16 protein-coding genes and 1 riboswitch are annotated in these 20,423 nt (G+C 68.9%); of the genes, 15 read left to right on the top strand and 1 reads right to left on the bottom strand.

Annotation, left to right across the window (positions count from 1 at the left end; all coding sequences use genetic code 11):
* Nucleotides 1–84: 84 nt before the first annotated feature.
* The 8 genes from pheS to D9T14_RS12050 all read left to right on the top strand — a co-directional run bounded on the left by pheS (nt 85) and on the right by D9T14_RS12050 (nt 10,830).
* Nucleotides 85–1,179 carry a phenylalanine--tRNA ligase subunit alpha gene (gene pheS, locus D9T14_RS12015; protein ID WP_119162690.1) on the top strand — a complete coding sequence of 365 codons (1,095 nt, stop codon included), beginning with the start codon at nt 85–87 and terminating at the stop codon, nt 1,177–1,179.
* Nucleotides 1,176–3,701, top strand: coding sequence for a phenylalanine--tRNA ligase subunit beta (gene pheT, locus D9T14_RS12020; RefSeq protein WP_119162689.1), 2,526 nt, complete (start codon nt 1,176–1,178; stop codon nt 3,699–3,701). The genes pheS and pheT overlap by 4 nt, the downstream gene beginning before the upstream one ends.
* A 173-nt stretch (nt 3,702–3,874) precedes the next feature.
* A riboswitch (cobalamin riboswitch) is annotated at nt 3,875–4,080 on the top strand.
* Nucleotides 4,081–4,176: 96 nt separating this feature from the next.
* Nucleotides 4,177–5,121: a nickel ABC transporter permease gene (gene nikB, locus D9T14_RS12025; protein ID WP_119162688.1), complete on the top strand. Its 945-nt coding sequence runs from the start codon at nt 4,177–4,179 to the stop codon at nt 5,119–5,121.
* Complete coding sequence (nikC, locus tag D9T14_RS12030; protein ID WP_119162687.1) at nt 5,118–6,011, top strand: nickel transporter permease; 894 nt, start codon at nt 5,118–5,120, stop codon at nt 6,009–6,011. Before nikB ends, nikC begins: the two co-directional genes overlap by 4 nt.
* Nucleotides 6,012–6,060: 49 nt before the next feature.
* Nucleotides 6,061–7,665 carry an ABC transporter substrate-binding protein gene (locus tag D9T14_RS12035; RefSeq protein WP_119162686.1) on the top strand — a complete coding sequence of 535 codons (1,605 nt, stop codon included), beginning with the start codon at nt 6,061–6,063 and terminating at the stop codon, nt 7,663–7,665.
* Nucleotides 7,666–7,759: 94 nt separating this feature from the next.
* Nucleotides 7,760–8,509 carry an ABC transporter ATP-binding protein gene (locus D9T14_RS12040; RefSeq protein WP_197720587.1) on the top strand — a complete coding sequence of 250 codons (750 nt, stop codon included), beginning with the start codon at nt 7,760–7,762 and terminating at the stop codon, nt 8,507–8,509.
* Nucleotides 8,510–8,518: 9 nt separating this feature from the next.
* On the top strand, nt 8,519–9,451 hold the full coding sequence (locus D9T14_RS12045) for an ABC transporter ATP-binding protein (protein ID WP_197720586.1): 933 nt from the start codon (nt 8,519–8,521) through the stop codon (nt 9,449–9,451).
* Nucleotides 9,448–10,830 (top strand): MATE family efflux transporter, encoded by a 1,383-nt coding sequence (locus D9T14_RS12050; protein WP_119162685.1) that lies wholly within the window; start codon nt 9,448–9,450, stop codon nt 10,828–10,830. Before D9T14_RS12045 ends, D9T14_RS12050 begins: the two co-directional genes overlap by 4 nt.
* 12 nt (nt 10,831–10,842) lie before the next feature.
* On the opposite strand, the gene D9T14_RS12055 is transcribed toward D9T14_RS12050, so the two are convergent.
* Nucleotides 10,843–12,057 (bottom strand): pyridoxal phosphate-dependent aminotransferase, encoded by a 1,215-nt coding sequence (locus tag D9T14_RS12055; protein WP_119162684.1) that lies wholly within the window; start codon nt 12,055–12,057, stop codon nt 10,843–10,845.
* Between the two features lie 102 nt (nt 12,058–12,159).
* Between D9T14_RS12055 and argC the strand changes: the two genes are divergently transcribed.
* The 7 genes from argC (at nt 12,160) to tyrS (ending at nt 19,996) form a co-directional block, all read left to right on the top strand.
* Complete coding sequence (gene argC, locus D9T14_RS12060; protein WP_119162709.1) at nt 12,160–13,191, top strand: N-acetyl-gamma-glutamyl-phosphate reductase; 1,032 nt, start codon at nt 12,160–12,162, stop codon at nt 13,189–13,191.
* Complete coding sequence (argJ, locus tag D9T14_RS12065; protein ID WP_119162683.1) at nt 13,188–14,339, top strand: bifunctional glutamate N-acetyltransferase/amino-acid acetyltransferase ArgJ; 1,152 nt, start codon at nt 13,188–13,190, stop codon at nt 14,337–14,339. The genes argC and argJ overlap by 4 nt, the downstream gene beginning before the upstream one ends.
* The gene (gene argB / locus D9T14_RS12070) at nt 14,336–15,244 is read left to right on the top strand and encodes an acetylglutamate kinase (protein WP_119162682.1); all 909 of its coding nucleotides are present in this window, start codon (nt 14,336–14,338) and stop codon (nt 15,242–15,244) included. Before argJ ends, argB begins: the two co-directional genes overlap by 4 nt.
* Nucleotides 15,241–16,452, top strand: coding sequence for an acetylornithine transaminase (locus D9T14_RS12075; RefSeq protein ID WP_259340988.1), 1,212 nt, complete (start codon nt 15,241–15,243; stop codon nt 16,450–16,452). The genes argB and D9T14_RS12075 overlap by 4 nt, the downstream gene beginning before the upstream one ends.
* A complete protein-coding gene (locus D9T14_RS12080; RefSeq protein ID WP_119162681.1) occupies nt 16,449–16,973 on the top strand; it encodes an arginine repressor in 525 nt (174 codons plus the stop codon). Before D9T14_RS12075 ends, D9T14_RS12080 begins: the two co-directional genes overlap by 4 nt.
* Before the next feature lie 88 nt (nt 16,974–17,061).
* Nucleotides 17,062–18,483, top strand: coding sequence for an argininosuccinate lyase (gene argH, locus D9T14_RS12085; RefSeq protein ID WP_119162680.1), 1,422 nt, complete (start codon nt 17,062–17,064; stop codon nt 18,481–18,483).
* 247 nt (nt 18,484–18,730) lie between these two features.
* Nucleotides 18,731–19,996, top strand: coding sequence for a tyrosine--tRNA ligase (gene tyrS, locus D9T14_RS12090; protein WP_119162707.1), 1,266 nt, complete (start codon nt 18,731–18,733; stop codon nt 19,994–19,996).
* Nucleotides 19,997–20,423 lie beyond the last annotated feature (427 nt).

Below are 20,423 nucleotides of genomic sequence, written 5' to 3' on the forward strand. Positions count from 1 at the left end.
ACCGGGGCCAGGCAGGCAGGCCCCTAGACTTGTCGGGTGGGGCCGGCCGCGGGCCGGCCCCGGCAGAGCGAAAGAGGGGAGTCCATGTCAGGGCCAGACAGCACCAGCGGACCGCTGGACCAGGGGCAGGTCGAGCAGATGGTGAGCGATGCCCTCGAGGCCATCGCGGCCGCGGCCAGCTCGGCCGAGCTCAAGGCCGTGCGCCAGGCGCACGCCGCCGACAAGTCACCGCTCGCGCTCGCCAACCGGCGTATCGGCACGATGCCGAAGGACCAGCGCAAGGAGGCCGGCAAACTCGTCGGCCAGGCCCGCGGCCGCGTCAACCAGGCCCTCGCCGCCCGCGCCGCCGAACTCGAGGCCGCCGAGCTGGCCGCCCGCCTCGAGGCCGAGCGCGTCGACGTGACCCTGCCGGTGGCCGAGCACCCGGTCGGCGCCGAGCATCCGCTGACCGCTCTCATCAACCGCATGTGCGACGTCTTCGTCGCCATGGGCTGGGAGGTCGCCGAGGGGCCCGAACTCGAGGCCGAGTGGCTCAACTTCGACGCGCTCAACTTCACCCCGGACCATCCGGCGCGGTTCATGAGCGACACCCTCTTCGTCGACCCGCCCGGCGATCACAAGATCATGCGCACCCAGACCTCACCGGTCCAGGTGCGGACCCTGCTCGAACGCGAGCTGCCGGTCTACGTCGTCAGCCCCGGCAAGGTCTTCCGCGCCGACGAGTACGACGCCACCCACCTGCCGGTCTTCCACCAGCTGGAGGGCCTGGCCGTCGACAAGGGCATCACCATGGGCGACCTCAAGGGCACCCTCGACCACCTGGCCAAGGCCATGTTCGGCGACACCCGGACCCGCTTGCGGCCGCACTACTTCCCGTTCACCGAGCCGAGTGCCGAGGTCGACCTGGAGTGCTTCGTCTGCCACGGCGACTCGGTCGGCAATCCCGACCGCCCCTGCCGCACCTGTCGCAGCGAGGGCTGGATCGAGTGGGTCGGGTGCGGCGTCGTCAACCCGCGCGTGCTGGCCGCCGCCGGCATCAACACGAACGTCTACTCCGGCTTCGCCTTCGGCATCGGCGTCGACCGCACCGTCATGTTCCGCAACAACGCCCCCGACCTGCGTGACTTCGTCGAGGGCGACGTCAGGTTCAGCCGTTCGCTGCTGGGAGGTGCACGATGAGAGTGCCGATGAGCTGGCTCCGCGACCTCGTGGAGTTCCCGCATGGCGTGACCACGTCCCAGGTGGCGGACGCCTTCACCCGCAGGGGTCTGCAGGTCGAGCACGTCGAGACCGTCGGCGCCGAGCTCGCCGGGCCGATCGTCGTCGGCCGGGTCCTGGACTTCGTCGAGGAATCGCAGAAGAACGGCAAGACCATCCGCTGGTGCCGTGTCGACGTGGGGCCACTGAACGACTCCGAGGTCAATTCAGAGCTCACCGATGCCCGGGGCATCGTCTGCGGCGCCACCAACTTCGCCAAGGGCGACTACGTCGTGGTCTCGCTGCCCGGCGCCGTTCTGGCGGGCGGTTTCGAGATCAGCGCCCGCAGGACCTACGGGCACATGAGTGACGGGATGATCTGCGCCGCCGACGAGCTCGGCACCGGCGAGGACCACAGCGGCATCATCGTCCTGCCGCCCGTCGAGGCAGCCAGGGCCGGTCTCGGGTCCGACGCGCTGCCGCTGCTCGGCGTACCCGACGACGTCCTCGACATCGAAGTGACACCTGACCTGGGCTACGCGCTGTCGATGCGCGGGCTGGCCCGCGAGGCCGCGCAGGCCTTCGACGTGCCGTACAACGACCTCTACTCCCGCCGTGTCCCCGCCCAGGCCCAGGGCGCCTACCCGGTGCGCATCGACTCGCAGGACTGCCAGTTGTTCGTCAACCTGTGCGTCAACGGGATCGACCCGAAGGCCCCCACCCCGATGTGGATGCGCCACCGTCTCGAGGCCAGTGGCATGCGCTCGATCAGCCTGCCGGTCGACATCACGAACTACGTGATGCTCGAGTCCGGTCAGCCGCTGCACGGCTACGACGCCGACAGCCTCCTCGGCCCTATCGTCGTGCGCAAGGCCGCTGCCGGCGAGAGGCTCACCACACTCGACGACGTCGAGCGCACGCTGTCCGCCGACGACCTGCTCATCACCGACGACTCCGGCCCCATCGGCCTGGCCGGCGTCATGGGCGGCCAGACCACCGAGCTGAGCGAGACGACGACGAACGTGGTCATCGAGGCGGCTCACTTCTCGCCGGGTACGATCGGCCGCACCTACCGTCTCCACAAGCTGCCCTCAGAGGCATCCAAGCGTTTCGAACGCACGGTGGACCCAGGTGTGGCCTGCGCCGCGGCCCGGATGGCCGCCCGCCTGTTCGCCGAACACGCCGGCGGCACGATCGTCGACGGCACCACCGTGGCCGGTCAGGTGCCGGTACCGCCGTCCCTGACGATCGACGCCAATCTGCCTGCCCGCATCCTGGGCGCCCGGATCGACACCGACCGGGTCGTCGAGGTGTTCGAGAAGGCAGGTATCACGGTCAAACGCAAGAACGAGCTGCTGGAACTGACCCCGCCCACCTGGCGCACCGACCTGCGCGATCCCTACGACTACGTCGAGGAGATCGGCCGCAAACTCGGCCTGGACATCGTCGAGGCCAGGGTGCCGCGTGCCGCCGCAGGTCGTGGTCTCAGCCCGGCCCAGCGCGCCCGCCGGGCGGTCAACGCGGCGGTGGCCCAGGCCGGTTTCGTCGAGGTCATCACGCTGCCATTCATCGCGGCCGAGGAGCCCGACCGGCTCGGCCTGCCCGCGGACTGCGACCAACGCCGGCTGGTCCGGCTGGCCAATCCGCTGGCCGACACCGCTCCGTACCTGCGCACCGGTCTGCTTCCGGGCCTGTTCTCCGCCGTCACGCGCAACACCTCGCGCGGCCATGACGACCTGGCCCTCTTCGAGGCCGGCTCGGTCTTCTGGGCCCGGCCGGCGTCGGCCGCCCCGATGCCCGATGTGACCCACCGCCCCAGTGACGCCGAGATCGCCGCGATCGAGGAGTCCCTGCCCGACCAGCCCCGCATGATCGCCGCCGTGCTCACCGGCCAGTGGCTGCCGGCCACCTGGAACCGCGCCGCCGTCCGGGCCGACTGGACCCATGCGGTGTACTTCGCCCAGACCGCCGCGCAGGCGCTCGGTCTCGACCTGGAGCGCAGGGCCGCCGCGATCGCGCCCTGGCACCCTGGCCGCTGCGCCGAGCTGTCGGTCCGCGGCACCGCCGGCGAGCCGGTCGTCATCGGCGCCGCAGGTGAGCTGCACCCCGAGGTCGTCAAGGCCTACGGGCTGCCCGACCGCAGCTGTGCCGTCGAGATCAACCTCGACCTGCTCGTGTCCTGCGCCCCCGATGGCGGCCAGGTCTCGGCGCTGAGTGCCTTCCCCCTCGCCAAGGAGGACGTCGCTCTCATCGTCAGTGAGAAGGTCGCCGCGTCCGATGTCGAGGCCGCTCTCGCCGAGGGCGCAGGTGATCTGCTCGAGTCGATCGTGTTGTTCGACATCTTCCGTGGCACGCAGATCGGCGAGGGGCGCAAGTCGCTCGCCTACAACCTGCGCTTCCGTGGCGCCGACCGGACACTCACCCAGGCCGATGTCGCCGCCGCTCGGGGCAATGCCGTGCGGCTCGCCGTCGAGCGGTTCGACGCGATCCTGCGTGAGGCCTGAATCCACGTCGTCACGGCGCATGCCCGATCGAACGCCGGGCGTGTCTGACACGCGGTTCAGTGGGTTAATCTTCGAAGGTGAGCCTTCACTGGGAAAAACCGCATGAGGGCGCTTCGCTCGGGACAGTGCTCTGCTATGCTCCCAGCGAAGCGAGGACGCTGTGCGTGACGCGCGTGCAGCATCCCAGGTGCCCGGTCGGTCGATCGGCTGATCGGGGGAACAGGGAACCGCGTGCGAATCGCGGACGGGACCGCCGCTGTGAGCGTCCGGATCCTCATCGGCGCAAGCCTGCCACTGGGCAACCGGGAAGGTCGAGGATCCATAGGGGCACTGCCCTGTGGACGCGAGTCAGAAGACCTGCCTGGGAGTTCTCTTACGCGCCGCCGCGGCATCTGGCGGCCATGAGGTCCGAGCAGGGTCGCAAGAATCCGGTTGTGACGAACGGTATTCGTCATGAACGTGAGGTGATCGGCTCGTGGATGCTCGGTGGCTGGCCCGTCGGCTGGGCCAGATCCTGATCGTGCTGGTGGGTATCAGCTTCATCACCTTCGTCCTTGTCTGGCTCGCTCCGGGCGACCCGGCGCAGGCCATCTACACGAGCCAGGGCATCACGCCGACCCCCGAGATGGTCGAGGAGATGCGTGCCCGGCTCGGCCTCGACAAGCCCTTCCTGGTCCAGTACGTCACCTGGCTCGGCAACTGCCTGCACGGCGACTTCGGCACGTCATACTCGCTGCACAAGCCCGTCACCGACCTCATGCTCGCCCGCCTGTGGCCGACCATCAGGCTCGCGCTGGCCTCCCTGGTCCTCATGCTCGTCATCGCCGTCCCCCTGGGCATGGCGGCCGCGGTGCGTCAGGGCGGCGTCATCGACCATCTCGCGCGCGGCGTCAGCTTCCTCGGCGTCTCGATGCCGAACTTCTGGTTCGGCCTGCTGCTCGTCTGGGCCGTCGCCCTCAAGCTCGGTCTGCTCCCGGTCATCTCGTCGGGGAAGGGTTTCGAGCAGCTCATCATGCCGGCCATCACACTGGCCTTCGCGATGATCGGAAAGTACACCCGCCAGGTCCGCACCGCCGTCCTCGAGGAGCTCAGGCAGGACTACGTCACGGGCGCCCGCGCCCGCGGCATGTCCGAACGGACCATCCTGTGGCGGCACGTGCTGCCGAATGCGCAGCTGCCGCTGCTCACCCTGCTCGGACTCTCTCTCGGCTCGCTGCTGGGCGGCACGGCCGTCGTCGAGGTGGTCTTCTCCTATCCCGGCCTGGGCAACATGGCCGTCTCGGCGGTCACCTCCTACGACTACCCGCTCGTGCAGACCTATGTGCTGTGGATCGCCCTGATCTACATGGTCATCAACCTGCTCGTCGACGTCTCCTACGCCCGGCTGGACCCCCGCGTGCGACGAGGAGCCCACTCATGAGCACACTGCACGGCATCTGGAGGACCATCCGCCGCGCGATCGGCGGGCGCAGGGCCTTCGGCGTCCACCTCGCGCTGGTCCTCGTCATCGCCCTCGTCGCGGTCTTCGCCCGGCAGATCGCGCCGATGGATCCCTACGCCGCGAACCTGGCCGATGCCTTCCAGCCGCCGAGCGCCGAGCACTGGTTCGGCACCGACAAGCTCGGCCGTGACATCGCCTCGCGCATCGTCTACGGCACCCGCATCTCACTCACCTCGGCGATGATCCTCGTCCTCGTGATCTCCGTCGTCGGCTCGTTCCTCGGCGTCATCGCCGGCTACTTCGGTGGTCTCGTCGACGCTGCCATCATGCGCATCTCCGACATGATGATCTCCTTCCCCGGCATCGTCCTGGCCATCGCCGTGGCCGGCCTGCTCGGGGCGAGCATCCGCAATGCGATCATCGCCCTCGCAGTCGTCAGCTGGACCAAGTACGCGCGCCTGGCACGCAGCCTGGTCCTCAAGATCCGTCATGCCGATTTCGTGACGGCCGCCGAGCTCAACGGCACCCGCCCCGGCCGGCTCATGCGCCGCTATCTGCTGCCGAGCGCCCTCCCGACACTCGTCATCACGGCCGCCACCGACATCGGTACGATGATGCTCGAACTGGCCGGCCTGTCATTCCTAGGTTTCGGTGCCCAGCCGCCCCAGGCCGAATGGGGCCTCATGCTCAACGAGGGCCGCGCCTATCTGCTCGACTCGCCGTGGCTCATGATCTTCCCCGGCGCGGCGATCTGCATCACCGTCATCGTCTTCAACCTGCTGGGCGACGCTCTCCGTGATGTTCTCGACCCCCGTCATGCCGGCCAGGACGAGGACGTCATCGAGCTCGTCCCGGCCCCTCTGTCCTGAGCCCCACAGACCCCCCGCACCCCGACCACAAGGAAAGTGAGCACGAACAATGCATCGAATCATCCTCACCCGCCGCGGTCTGCTGACCGCCTCCGCCGCCGGAGCCGCTGTTGCCGGCCTCGGCATGGCCGGATGTTCCTCCGGTTCCGGTTCGGGTGGTTCCAGTACCGAGCTGAAGTTCGGCTGCACGAACTTCTCCAAGGAGTCACTCGACCCGTCGAATCAGACGAACGCGGCTTGGGCCTGCATGCGCTACGGCGTGGGGGAGTCGTTGTTCAAGTTCGACGAGCACATGGTCGCCCAGCCGAATCTGTCCGACAGCTTCACGGTCGACGAGGAGCACACGAACTGGCAGTTCCACATCAGGGAGGGCCTGATGTTCTCCACCGGTACCGAGGTCACCGCGACCAAGGTCGCCGAGTCCCTGCAGCGCATGTACGACAAGGAGGGCGTCGAGGGCTCCTCCTCGCCGTCGAACTTCATGAAGCCGGACTCGATCACGGCCGACGACGCCGCCCGTACCGTCACGATCGTCACCAAGGTGCCCTACGCCGATCTGCCGGCCGCCCTGGCCAATCCCCTGTTCGAGGTCCTTGACATCGCAGGCAGCGAGAACATCGACGAGAAACCGATCGGCACCGGCCCCTACGCGGTGAGCGAGTTCAACAGCGGCCAGAACGTCAGGCTCACGCGCAACGAGCACTACTGGAACGGCGAGGTTCCCTTCGAGAGCGTGGACGTCATCTTCATCGACGACGCATCGAGCCTGACCAAGTCGCTGGCGCTGCAGTCCGGCGACGTCGATGTCACAGAGAACATCACGGCCGCTGCCGACCTGGAGACGCTCGGGAACGACCCGGACTACTCGGTCTCGCAGACCATCAGCATGCGCACGGGCTTCTCCTATCTCAACGCCGCCGAGGGCCGCCCGCTGGCGAACAAGGCCCTGCGGACCGCCATCTGCATGGCGATCGACGAAACGACGATCACCGAGACCACGGTCGGCGGCCTCTACACCGCCGGCCACTCGGTCGTCCCCTCCTCGCTCGACTTCGGCTACGAGCAGCTGACCGACGCCACCCCCTACGACAAGGAGCGGGCGAAGAAGATCCTCGACGAGGCCGGCGTCGTCGACTCCGACGGCGACGGCTTCCGGGAACTGGACGGCAAGAAGATCGACCTGGCCTACGTCACCTACGACTCGCGGAATCTGTCGGTCATGGCCGAGGCCGTGTCCACCCAGCTCGCCGAGATCGGAATCCAGGCGACGGTCGAGAATGTCGACGCCGACACCGAGTGGGACCGGCTCGTCGCCGGCGACTACGACATGAACTCCAGCAACTGGATGACGACCCAGGAAGGCGACCCCTTCAGCTACCTGGCCAACTGGTACTCCAAGAGCGACGCCAACTACTGCGGCTACCGGAACGATGAGTACGACGCGCTCTACGAGCAGCTGGAGACCGAGCTGGACACCGCCGAGCGCAAGAAGATCTTCGTTCGCCTTCAGCAGATCCTCATCGACGACGCGGCGGTCCTCGTCCACGGCTACTACAACAGCAATATGTGCTCCAACGCGAAGACCGTGACCGGCGCCACCGTGGCCACGGCGGACTACTACTGGATCACGAGCGCCATCAAGCCGGCGCAGTGAACTGGGGATGACGATGACGAACAGCGGACCGGCGCGAGACGGGCTCCCCGGGCAGGACCAGGCGGACGGTACATGCCTGCTCAGCGTCCGGCGGATGACCGTCAGCTATGACGGCACCCCCGCCGTCCGCGACGTCAGCCTGGACGTGACCCCGGGCGAGGTCGTGGCGATCGTCGGGGAGTCCGGTTCGGGCAAGACGACGGTCATCCGCGCCATCCTCGGTCTGCTGCCGTCGAGCGGGCAGGTCAGCAGCGGCGACATCTGCTTCGAGGACCGCTCGCTGCTCGACCTGGACCGGGCGCAGTGGCTCGACCTGCGCCGCCACCGCATGTCGATGGTCTTCCAGGACACCGGCGCCATGCTCAACCCCGTGCGGCGCATCGGCAGCCAGTTCGTCGAGTACATCCGCACGGCCGATCCCGGCTCGACCAGGGAGCAGGCCCGCGGACGCGCCGAGACCATGCTCGACCGCATGGCGCTGCCCGACCCACGCCGCGTCATGGACTCCTACGCCTTCGAACTGTCCGGCGGCATGCGCCAGCGGGTCGGCATCGCCATGGCGATGACCTTCAATCCGGCCCTGCTACTGGCCGACGAGCCGACCAGCGCCCTGGACGTGACCATGCAGGCCGAGATCGTCCGCCAGATGCTCGCGCTGCGCCGCCAGGAGGGCACGGCGATCATGATCGTCACCCACAACCTCGGCGTGGCGGCCCACATGGCCGACACGATCATGGTCATGCGTGCCGGCCGCGTCCTGGAACTCGGCCCGACCGACCGGGTCATCGACCACCCAGCCCACGAGTACACGGCATCGCTGCTGGCCAGCATGCCCTCGCTGTGAGGAGCGAATGTGACCGCACCGGTGATGAGGGCGGAGGGGCTCACCAAGATCTTCCGGCTGCCCGACGGCAGCCGGCTGACGGCCTGCCGGGACGTCACCGTCACCCTGCCCAGGGGACAGACGGTCGCCGTCGTCGGCGAGTCCGGCTCGGGCAAGAGCACCCTGCTGCGCATGCTCATCGGCCTCGAGAAGCCCACCAGCGGGCGGGTCCTCCTCGGCGACCGGCCGATCCAGGGACTCAGAGGCGCGCCCCTGCGCGAGGTGCGTCGCCAGGTGCAGATGGTCTTCCAGGACCCGCTGGGCTCCTTCGCCCCGCGCATGCGGATGGCCGAGGCGATCTGCGCGCCGCTCATCGGATACGACATCATCGGCCGCGGCGAGGCGCTCCCCAAGGCCCGTGAGATGCTCCACCTGGTCGGGCTGCCCGGCCACTTCGTGGTGCGCTATCCCCACCAGCTGTCCGGCGGCCAGCTCCAGCGCTGCGCCATCGCCCGGGCGCTCACCCTCGACCCGAAGGTACTCCTGTGCGACGAGGCCACCAGCGCCCTGGACGTCAGCGCCCAGGCCGAGATCATCGCCCTACTCGCACGCCTGCAGGCAGAGCGCGGCATCGCCATCGGCTTCGTCTGCCACGACCTGGCGCTGGTCACCCACTTCGCGCAGACGATCGTCGTCATGTACCGCGGACGAGTCGTCGAGCAGCTGCCCGCCGACGAGCTCGTCACGCAGGCCCGGCACCCCTACACCCGGATGCTGCTGGACTCCGTGCTCGACCCCCGCAACCGGGACGGCCGACTCGAGCGGCCGACGGCCGACAGCGCCTGCGAGTCCCAGCCGGGGTGGTGGGCCGATGATCACGAGGATGCATCACTCGTCGAGCTCTCTCCGGGGCACCTCGTGGCCCCCACGGATATGAAGCCTTCTTCCGCGGGGAGCCGATGACTGCTGCCCGGAGGGCGGACGGGCGCCGCAGGCGAAGCCCTACCACTGATCTGACCACCGGCCCCCTGGGTCGTGGGATCATCGCCTTCGCCCTGCCGCTGCTCGGCGCCGCGCTCGTCCAGCTGCTCTACAGCACGGTCGACCTCATGTTCATCGGCCACACCCTGGGCACCGAGGCGGCCGCCGCGGTCGGTGCCAGCGGCCTCATCGTCACCTGCCTCATCGGCATGTTCACCGGGCTCGGCACCGGCACGGGCGTGCTCGTCGCCCGGCACTTCGGGGCCGGACGGCACAGCCAGATCGAACGCGTCATGCACACCGCCCTCGCCTTCGGACTGGCCGGCGGGGCAGCACTCCTTCCCGTCATGATCGCCGCCGCCCCCACTCTGCTCGCCTGGCTCAACACACCAGCATCGATCCTGGCGCTGGCCGTCGTCTACGTGCGCATCTATCTGCTCGGGCTGGTGAGCGTCGTCCTGTTCAACATGGGGGCGGGCATCCTGCGTGCCCTGGGGGACTCGCTCACGCCGATGCTCTGCCAGCTGCTGGGCGGGGTGGTGAACGTCCTGGCCGACGCGCTGTTCATCATCGTCTTCCGGTGGGGGGTCGTCGGCGTCGCCGTGGCGACGCTCACCTCGCAGACGCTCTGCGCAGTCCTCGTGCTGGGCAGCCTGCGCCGCCTCGACGACCGCTACCGGCTGCGCCTGGCGCGGATCCACCTGCACCGGGTCACCCTGCGCGAGATCCTCGCCATCGGCCTGCCGGCCGGCACCCAGGCCCTCGTCATCACGCTGAGCAACGTGGCAGTCCAGTACCGCATCAACGGGCTGGGCATCCCCGACATCGCGGCCTTCACCGTGTGGTTCCGCGTCGAGAACTTCCTGTACATGCCGATCATGGCCCTCGGTCAGGCGGCCTCGACCAGCGTGGCCCAGAACCTCGGCGCCGAGGACCGGCCCCGCACCCGCAGGGCCGTGCGCGTCTGCTGCCTCATCGGCGTGACCGTGACGGTGACCCTGGCCGTCGCCCTGCTCCTGGCCTCACGCCCGATCCTCGGCATGTTCACCGCCGACCCGCAGGTCATCGCGCTGGCAACGAGCATCGCGAGAGTCATCGGACCCTGCTATCTGCTCTTCGCGCTCATGGAGGTGCTCTCGTCCTCGATCCGCGGCGCCGGTCACGCCCTGCCGCCGATGATCATCATCGTCAGCGCCCTGTGCGGCCTGAGAGTGGTGCTCCTCATGGCGCTGCCGCGGATCTTCGGGACCGTCACGCGCGTGGCTACGCTGTACCCGCTGTCGTGGGTGCTGACCGACGCGCTGCTGCTCGGCTACCTGCTGGCGCGCCGGACCATGCTCTGGGGCGAGCCCAGGACGTGAACCGTTCCGGGCTCAGTCCCGGCGGGTCTCCTCGCAGTACTCGGCCAGGCGGGCGATGGCCTCGCGCAGCACCTTCTCCTCGGGCAGTGCCACCAGACGGAAGTGGTCGGGATCAGGCCAGTTGAAGCCGCGCCCGTGGCTGACCAGGATCTTCTTGTGGCGCAGCAGGCCGAGCGCCCACTCCTCGTCGTCCTCGATGGGGAAGCGCTCCGGATCGAGCCGGGGGAACAGGTAGAGCGCGCCGCTGGCCGGCACGCAGCTGACACCCTCGATCTCGTTGAGGAGCCGTGCCGACAGCATGATCTGGTCGTGGAAACGGCCTCCCGGGGCCACCAGTTCGTCGATCGACTGATGGCCGCCGAGGCAGGTCTGGATGGCGTGCTGGCCCGGCACGTTCGCGCACATGCGCATATTGGCGAGCAGGTCCAGGCCCTCACGAAGATCCTCGGCCGCGGCGAGCGGGCCGGTGATGGCCAGCCAGCCGGCCCGGAAACCACAGGCCCGGTAGGCCTTGGACAGGCCCGAGAAGGTCAGGCACAGCACGTCGTCGCCGGCTAGGGCTGCGGAGTGGACGTGGTTGCCGGCGTAGATGATCTTCTCGTAGATCTCGTCCGACAGGACGATGAGCCCGTGCTCACGGGCCAGCTCGACGATGCCCCGGACGACATCGGCGCTGAAGACGGCGCCGGTCGGGTTGTTCGGGTTGATGATGACGATCGCCCTGGTCCGGGGGGTGATCCGGGCGGCGATGTCGTCCAGGTCGGGGTTCCAGCCGTTGGACTCGTCCGCCAGGTAGTGCACGGCACGGCCGCCGCACAGGGTCACCTGCGCGGTCCACAGCGGGTAGTCGGGGCTGGGGATGAGGACCTCGTCGTCGGTGTTCAGCAGGGCCTGAAGGACGATCGAGATGAGCTCGCTGACGCCGTTGCCGAGCATCACCTGGTCGACATCGACGTCCAGGCCCTTGGACTGGTAGTAGTTCGCCACGGCGGTACGTGCCGAGTAGACGCCGTGCGCGTCGGAATAGCCCTCCGACTCGGGAAGATGCGCGACCATGGAGCGGACCACCGAGTCGGGCGTCTCGAAACCGAAGGGGGCGAGGTTGCCGATGTTGAGCTTGAGGATGCGCTGCCCGGCCGCCTCCATGCGCTGGGCCTCGACCATGTTCTTGCCGCGCACGTCGTAGCGCACGCCACGTAACCGGGAAGCCTGTGTGTAGCTGGTCATTGGAACACCTCTCGAATAGTCATCACGCACCGGGAACAACCCTAGCCCGCGGGAGAACGAGGAAAATGCCATATTTATTTTCCCCATGGCATACTTATGCTCATGTCGTACACAGCTGCAGTCGCCGGGTGTACCGGATATGCCGGAGGGGAGATCCTGCGGCTCCTCGCCGGGCACCCGCAGATCGAGATCGGCGCACTCACCGCCGGTTCCAATGCGGGAACCGTCCTGGGTGAGCACCATCCCAATCTGATCAGCCTGTACGACCGACGCGTGGGCGAGACCACTGCGGAGCACCTAGCCGGTCACGACGTCGTCTTCCTGGCCCTGCCACACGGCGCCTCGGCGGCTCTCGCCGCCCAGCTGCCCGCCGAGACCCTCGTCATCGACTGCGGTGCGGATCACCGTCTCACGAGCGCCGAGCGCTGGAACGCATTCTACGGGACCCCCTACGCCGGTTCCTGGCCCTACGGCCTGCCCGAGATGCCCGGGCAGCGCGAGCTGCTGAAGGGCGCGCGGCGGGTCGCCGTGTGCGGCTGCTACGTCGCAACCAGCACCCTCGGCCTGCTGCCGGCGATCACCGGCGGGCTCGTCGATGGCCATGACATCACCATTGCCGCTGCCTCCGGTACGAGTGGTGGCGGCCGCAGTCCCAAGCCGAACCTGCTCGGCTCCGAGACCGCCGGCTCGGTCAGCGCCTACGGGGTGGGTGGCACGCATCGCCACATTCCCGAGATCGTGCAGAACCTCGAGGCGCTGGGCGCAGAATCGCCGTCGATCAGTTTCACCCCGCTGCTCGCCCCGATGCAGCGCGGCATCCTGGCCGTCATCACCGCGCCGGTCGACCCGTCGGTCACGCCGGAGCAGGTGCGGCAGGCCTACTTGGAGGCCTATGTGGACGAGCCCTTCGTCCAGGTGCTCCCCGAGGGCGTCTGGCCGGCCAGCCAGTCGGTGCTCGGCTCGAACTCGGTCGTCGTCAATGCGACCGTCGACCGGGCGGCAGGGCGGCTCGTCGCCGTGGCGGTCCTCGACAATCTCACCAAGGGCACTGCCGGCAGCGCCGTGCAGTCCATGAATCTCGCACTGGGCCTGGACGAGACGACGGGTCTGTCCACGATCGGAGTCGCACCGTGACCGTCACCGAACCCAAGGGCTTCCGCGCCGCCGGTGTCGCCGCCGGCATCAAGGGCGGGGGCGGCCTCGACCTGGCCGTCGTCGTCAACGACGGTCCCGCCGATGTGGCAGCCGGCGTCTTCACCTCGAACCGGGTCTGCGCGGCGCCGGTCATCTGGTCCCGCGAGGCGCTGGCAGACGGCGTGCTGCGGGCCGTCGTCCTCAACTCGGGAGGCGCCAACGCCTGCACCGGCGAGGAGGGTCTGGCCGACTCGGCCGCCACGGCCGACGGGCTGGCCGGCCTGCTCGGCGTCGCCTGTCACGACGTGGCCGTCTGCTCCACCGGCCTGATCGGTGAGCGCCTGCCCATGGCCCCGCTCCTGGCCGGTGTCGGTACCGCTGTCGAAGGCCTCTCCGTGAGCGGCGGCGCCGATGCGGCCCGGGCCATCATGACCACCGACACGCGCCCCAAGACCGCGGTCTTCAACGGCAACGGCTGGTCGATCGGAGCCATGGCCAAGGGCGCCGGCATGCTGGCCCCGGCCATGGCCACGATGCTCGTCGTCATCACCACCGATGCGGTCCTCACCGCCGAACAGGCGAACACGGCCCTGCGCGCCGCCACCGAGGTGTCGTTCAACCGCCTCGACTCCGACGGCTGCCAGTCGACGAATGACACCGTCCTGCTGCTCAGCTCGGGGGCCTCCGGCGTCGAGCTCGACACCAGGACGTTCACCGCGGCACTCACCACCGTCTGCCTCGATCTCGGCGCCCAGCTGCTCGGCGACGCCGAGGGCAGTTCCCATGACATCGAGATCCTCGTCAAGGGGGCGGCCGGCCAGGCCGACGCCCTGGAGGTGGGCCGTGCGATCGCCCGCTCGAATCTGTTCAAGTGCGCCATCTTCGGCAACGACCCCAACTGGGGGCGCGTGCTGTCCACGGTCGGCACGACGAAGGCCGTCTTCGACCCCGACGAGCTGGACGTCTCGTTCAACGGCGTCATGGTGTGCCGGGGCGGGGCGATCGGCGAGGACCGCTCACTGGTCGATCTGAGCCCGCGCCGGGTCAGCGTCGTCGTCGATCTGCACGCCGGAAGAGAGCAGGCCATGGTCTGGACCAACGACCTGACGTACGACTACGTCAAGGAGAACGCGGAGTACTCCACATGAGCAGGGTGCGCAGTCTCGACCGTGACGCGGCCATCAGCAAGGCGAGTACCCTCATCGAGGCCCTGCCCTGGCTCGAGCAGTACGCGGGCCGGACGGTCGTCATCAAGTACGGCGGCAACGCCATGATCGACGACGCCCTCAAACGCGCCTTCGCCCAGGACATCGTCTTCATGCGCCGCTGCGGCGTCAGGCCCGTCGTCGTCCACGGCGGCGGCCCCCAGATCAGCCGCATGCTCAAGCGCCTCGACATCCACAGCGAGTTCCGCGGGGGGCTGCGCGTCACCACCCCCGAGGCCATGGACGTCGTCCGCATGGTGCTGGTCGGTCAGGTGGGTCGTGAACTCGTCAACCTCATCAACGACCACGGCCCCTACGCGGTCGGCCTGTCCGGCGAGGACGCCCGGCTGTTCACCGCGGCGCCGAAGAAGGTCATGGTCGACGGGGTCCCGATGGAACTCGGCCAGGTCGGTGAGGTCACCGCTGTGCAGCCCCAGGCCCTCCAGGACCTCATGGCTGCCGGCCGCATCCCGGTCGTCGCCACGGTCGCCCCCGGCGAGCACGAGGAGGTCTTCAACGTCAATGCGGACACTGCGGCCGCTGCGCTGGCCGTCGCGCTCGGAGCGGAACGTCTCGTCATGCTCACCGACGTGGCCGGGCTGTACTCCGACTGGCCCAACAGCGAGGACGTCATCACCCAGATCAGCGCGCGCGAACTGAAGGAGATGCTGCCCGGGCTGGTCTCGGGCATGCGACCCAAGATGGAGGCCTGCCTGCGGGCCGTGCAGGGCGGGGTGAGTCGCGCCACCGTCATCGACGGTCGCGTCGAGCACGCGCTGCTGTTGGAGATCTTCACCGACGACGGCATCGGCACGATGGTCCGGGCCGAGGAGGACGACGAACTGTGAGCGATCAGGCCATCGACCAGCAGAGCTGGGGCGAGCGTTACGACACGACCATGATGAACACCTTCGGCCACCCCAAGCGGGTGCTGGTGCGCGGACGGGGGGCCGACGTCTGGGACGCCGACGGCAACCATTACACCGATCTGCTCGCCGGCCTGGCCGTGCACGCGCTCGGCCACGCCCACCCGGCCGTCGTCGAGGCGATCGCCGAGCAGGCCGCCACGCTCGGGCACATCTCGAACTTCTTCGCCTCCCCGCCCCAGATCAGGCTCGGGGAGCGACTCGTCCGGCTGGCGACGCTGGGCGCGCCGGGGACCCCGGCCCGCGTCTTCTTCACGAACTCGGGCACCGAGGCCAACGAGGCGGCCTTCAAGCTGAGCCGCCTGACCGGGCGAAACAGGATCGTCGCGATGGAGGGCTCTTTCCACGGCCGCACGATGGGAGCCCTGGCCATCACCCACAACGAGCACTACCGCACCCCCTTCGAACCCCTGCCCGGTGAGATCATCTGGGTGCCCTACGGCGACGTCGAGGCTCTCGCCCGGGCCGTCGACGAGACGGTCGCCGCCGTCGTGCTCGAGCCCATCCAGGGCGAGAGCGGGGTCGTCGAGCCAGGAGCCGAGTTCCTGCCCGCGGCGCGGCGCCTCACCGCCGAGCACGGTGCGCTGCTGTGGGTCGACGAGGTCCAGACCGGCCTGTGCCGCTGCGGCAGCTGGTTCGTCCACCAGCAGTACGACGTCATTCCCGACATCATCACCGTCGCCAAGGGGCTGGCCAACGGCTACCCGATCGGCGCCTGCATCGCGCTCGGTGAGGCGGCCGAGCTGTTCGGACCCGGCCAGCACGGCACGACCTTCGGAGGCAATCCGGTCGCCTGCGCCGCAGGCGGCGCCGTGCTCCAGGTGATGGAGACCGAGGGGCTCGCTGAACGTTCGACCGAGCTCGGGGCCCATCTGGCCGAGGCGGTCATGGCCCTCGGTGACCCGCGCATCGACACGGTCCGCGGCCAGGGGCTGCTGCGCGGCATCGTCCTGGACCGGCCGATCGCCCCCGAGGTGGCCGAGCTGGCTCTCGACGCCGGGTGGATCATCAACGCGCCCCGCCCGCAGGTGCTGCGCATCGCCCCGCCGCTCATCATCACGGCCGGGCAGCTGGACGGCTTCGTGGCCGCACTGCCCGGGCTGCTGGACACCGCCCAGGGACGGGCATGACGACGAACGCCTCCGCGTCGGAGCGAGCGGGTTCCAGCAGGGTCGCGCGCCAGGCGCTCATCCTGGAACTGATCCAGGCCCGTGAGATCGCGTCCCAGAACGAGCTGGCCGACATCCTGGCCGAGCAGGGGATCAGGGTCAGCCAGGGCACCCTCAGCAAGGACCTGCTCGACATCGGCGCGGTCCGCGTGCGCGCCGCCACAGGCGTCCTGGTCTACGCGCCGCCGAGCGCCGATGTGGTCTCCGACCGCGCCATGCGCGAGCAGCGGCTGGCCCGGATCTGTGCCGAGGTGCTCGTCTCCGCGGAGGCCTCGGCCAATCTGCTCGTCATCAAGACCCCGCCGGGTGCCGCCCAGTACTTCGCCTCGGCCATCGACCGGGTGTCGCTGCCGGCGATTCTCGGTACCATCGCGGGGGACGACACCGTCATGGCCATCTCGCGTGAGCCCGACGGGGGAGAGGCCCTCGCCGCGTACTTCCTGGCGATGGCACGGACCGGGCGTCCCGTGGACGAGAAGTGACCGCAGACGGCAGCCGGGCCGGCGGGCGGCCGCCATCGGGGACGTCCCCTGACCACGACGAGCACACGAACGACAGGAGAGGTGCGGCATGAGCCAGGACCACCAGCAGGGTTTTCTGTGGGGAGGCCGTTTCGCCGGCTGCCCGGCCGAGGCGATGTTCGCCCTGTCGGTCTCCACCCAGTTCGACTGGCGCCTCGCCCCCGAGGACATCGCAGGTTCCCGCGCCCATGCCCGTGCCCTGCGCGCCGCCGGCCTGCTGAGCGAGGACGAGCACGCCACCATGCAGGCCGCGCTCGCCGAGATGGCCGAGCAGGTCGCCAGCGGCGAACTGGGCCCCGCGCCCACCGACGAGGACGTCCACGGCGCCCTCGAGCGGATCCTGACCGAGCGGATCGGTCCCGAGCTGGGCGGACGGCTGCGTGCCGGGCGCAGCCGGAACGACCAGATCGCCACCCTCATCCGCATGTACCTGCGCCGGGAGATCCGCGCCCTGACGCTCGACGTGTGCGACGTCGTCTCCGCCCTGTGCTCCCAGGCCCACGCCCACCCGTCGGCCATCATGCCCGGACGCACCCACATGCAGACCGCCCAGCCCGTCCTGCTGGCCCACCAGCTGCTCGCGCACGCCTGGCCGCTGCTGCGCGACATCGAACGCTTCCGCGACCTCGACCGCCGGCTGGCCGTCAGCCCCTACGGCTCGGCCGCCCTGGCCGGCACCTCGCTCGGCCTCGACCCCGAGCAGGTCGCCCACGAACTTGGCTTCGACGACTCGGTGATGAACTCCATCGACGGCACCGCCGCCCGCGACCTGGTGAGCGAGAGCGCCTACGTCCTGGCCCAGATCGGCGTCGACCTCTCACGGCTGGCCGAGGACCTCATCGCCTGGACCACCCCGGAGTTCGGGTTCGCCAGGCTCGACGATGCCTGGAGCACGGGCTCGAGCATCATGCCGCAGAAGAAGAACCCCGACGTGGCGGAGCTGGCCAGGGGCAAGGCAGGGCGGCTGATCGGCAATCTCACCGGCCTGCTGGCCACCTTCAAGGGCCTGCCCACTGCCTACGACCGCGACCTGCAGGAGGACAAGGAGCCGCTGTTCGACGGCATCGACCAGCTCCACGTCCTGCTGCCGGCCGTCGCCGGCCTGGTCGCCACCCTCGGATTCGACGAGGCCCGTCTGGCGCAGGCCGCCCCGCGGGCTTTCTCCCTCGCCACGGACATGGCCGACTGGCTCGTGCGTCAGGGCGTCCCCTTCGCCCGGGCCCACGACATCACCGGCCGTGCGGTCCGGTTCTGCGAGGCGGGCGGGCTGGAGTTGTCCGAGCTCAGTGATGAACAGCTCGTGGGCATCGACGAGCATCTGACGCCGGGCGTTCGTGACGTGCTCACGGTCGACGGCTCGGTCGCCTCCCGTACCGGTCGCGGCGGCACCGCGCCGGAGCGGGTCGCCGAACAGCTGGCCGCCGTCGAGGCCGCGGTGACGGCCGCCATCGGGTGGGGCGGTCGCGCCTGAACCTGGCCCGCACGGACCGGGGGTGGCGCCACGAAGGCATGCTTTTTCTCACAGGATGTGGCCGTTCTTGACCCGAACAGACCCAGAACGGCCACATCCTGTCAGTTTCGGCACGCCCTCCCAGGTACGCCGGGTTCGGGTCGCCTGGCGCGCCCGGCTGCAATCCAGGAGTCGCCGGCCTCGGTCGGACTCCTCGCCCGGTGTGCCCCTCACCGCTCACCATCGGCCGCTGCCCTACACTGGCCGGATGAATGCACTGCTCGATGACCTGACATGGCGTGGTTTCATCGCGACGACCACGGACAAGGCGGCTCTCGCCGCTCACCTCGACGAGGGAATGGTCACGAGTTATGTGGGCTTCGATCCCACGGCCCCCAGCCTTCACATCGGTCACCTCATGCAGCTGATCCTCGCCCGGCGGTTCCAGCAGGCCGGCCACCGCCCGCTCCTGCTCGTGGGCGGTGCGACGGGTCTCATCGGAGATCCGAAGATGACGGGCGAGCGCGTCATGAACACCAAGGAGACCGTGGCCGAGTGGGTCGAGGCCCTGCGCGCCCAGGTCAGCCGCTTCGTCAGCTTCGAGGGCGAGAACGCCTCCCTGATCGTCAACAACCTCGACTGGACGGCCTCGTTGTCCGCCCTGGACTTCCTGCGCGACATCGGCAAGCACTTCAGCGTCAACAGGATGCTGGCCCGCGACGTCGTCGCCCGGCGTCTCAACGACGGCATCAGCTACACGGAGTTCAGCTACGTCCTGCTCCAGTCCCTCGACTACGCGGCCCTGCACGAGCGGTACGGCTGCACCCTCCAGACCGGGGCCCAGGACCAGTGGGGCAACATCACCGCCGGCATCGACTACATCCGCCGTACCACCGGGGACGTCGTCCACGGGCTGGTGACGCCCCTGCTCACGAAGACCGATGGCACGAAGTTCGGCAAGACCGAGGGCGGCGCAGTGTGGATCGATCCCGACCGCACCTCGCCCTACGCCTTCCACCAGTTCTGGCTGAATGCCGAGGACGCCAAGGTGATCGACTATCTCAAGATCTTCTCCGGCCGCACCCGCGACGAGATCAGCGAACTCGACGCCCAGACCCGTCAGTCGCCCTTCAAGAGGGCCGCCCAGCGGGCGCTGGCCAACGATGTCACCGATCTCGTCCACGGGGCCGAGGCACGCAGGAACGCCGAGGCCGCTGCTGCGGCACTGTTCGGCCGCGGCGAGTTGCGCGCCCTGGACCAGCAGACCCTCGCGGCAGTCATGGCCGAGGTGGGGGCCGTCGAACTGCCGCCCGTCGATGGCCGGTTACCGCTAGTCGTCGATGCGCTCGCCGCCAGCGGGGCAGTCTCCTCGAAGTCCGCGGCTCGCCGTGCCATCACCGAGGGCGGGGCCTATCTGAACAACCAGAAGGTCACCGATGTCGATGCGCGCCTGAGCGAGGACGACCTGCTCGCCGGTCGGTATGCCCTGGTCCGCCGCGGCAAACGCACCGTCGGCGGGGTCATCGTGGCTTGACAAGCCAGGACGAGTTCCCCTGGGAGTCCAGGACCCCCGGACTTGCGCGGTCGCTGGTCCGGGGGTATTGTTCTTTTTCGCCTCCGAACGAGGCAGTCCGGTAAAGGGCTGGTGAGTTCGGGGTCATCAGAACGGACCGCCAGCTGCTCCCGCAGCAGATCGGTTCTGGACGATGAGGAGGTCGGTTTGACTTCCGCCGATCAACCCACTAAAGTTGATCGAGCTGCCGCAAGGTGGTGACAGATCGGAGACACCGAGTGATTCCGGCTCCTGCTGGGCCTCGGCAAACCATCTGGCATCGCCGTCCATGGTGTGGGTTTTGGCTTGTGCTGTGGTTGTGTGGTTGTTTCTTGATAACTCAACAGCGTGCTTCTAGTTTTTTTGTTTTGTCTGTGCCAGTTTTTGCTGGTGCGGGTTTCTTTGAGTG

This window comes from Propionibacterium australiense (assembly GCF_003666605.1).
Taxonomy (GTDB): Bacteria; Actinomycetota; Actinomycetes; order Propionibacteriales; family Propionibacteriaceae; genus Propionibacterium; species Propionibacterium australiense.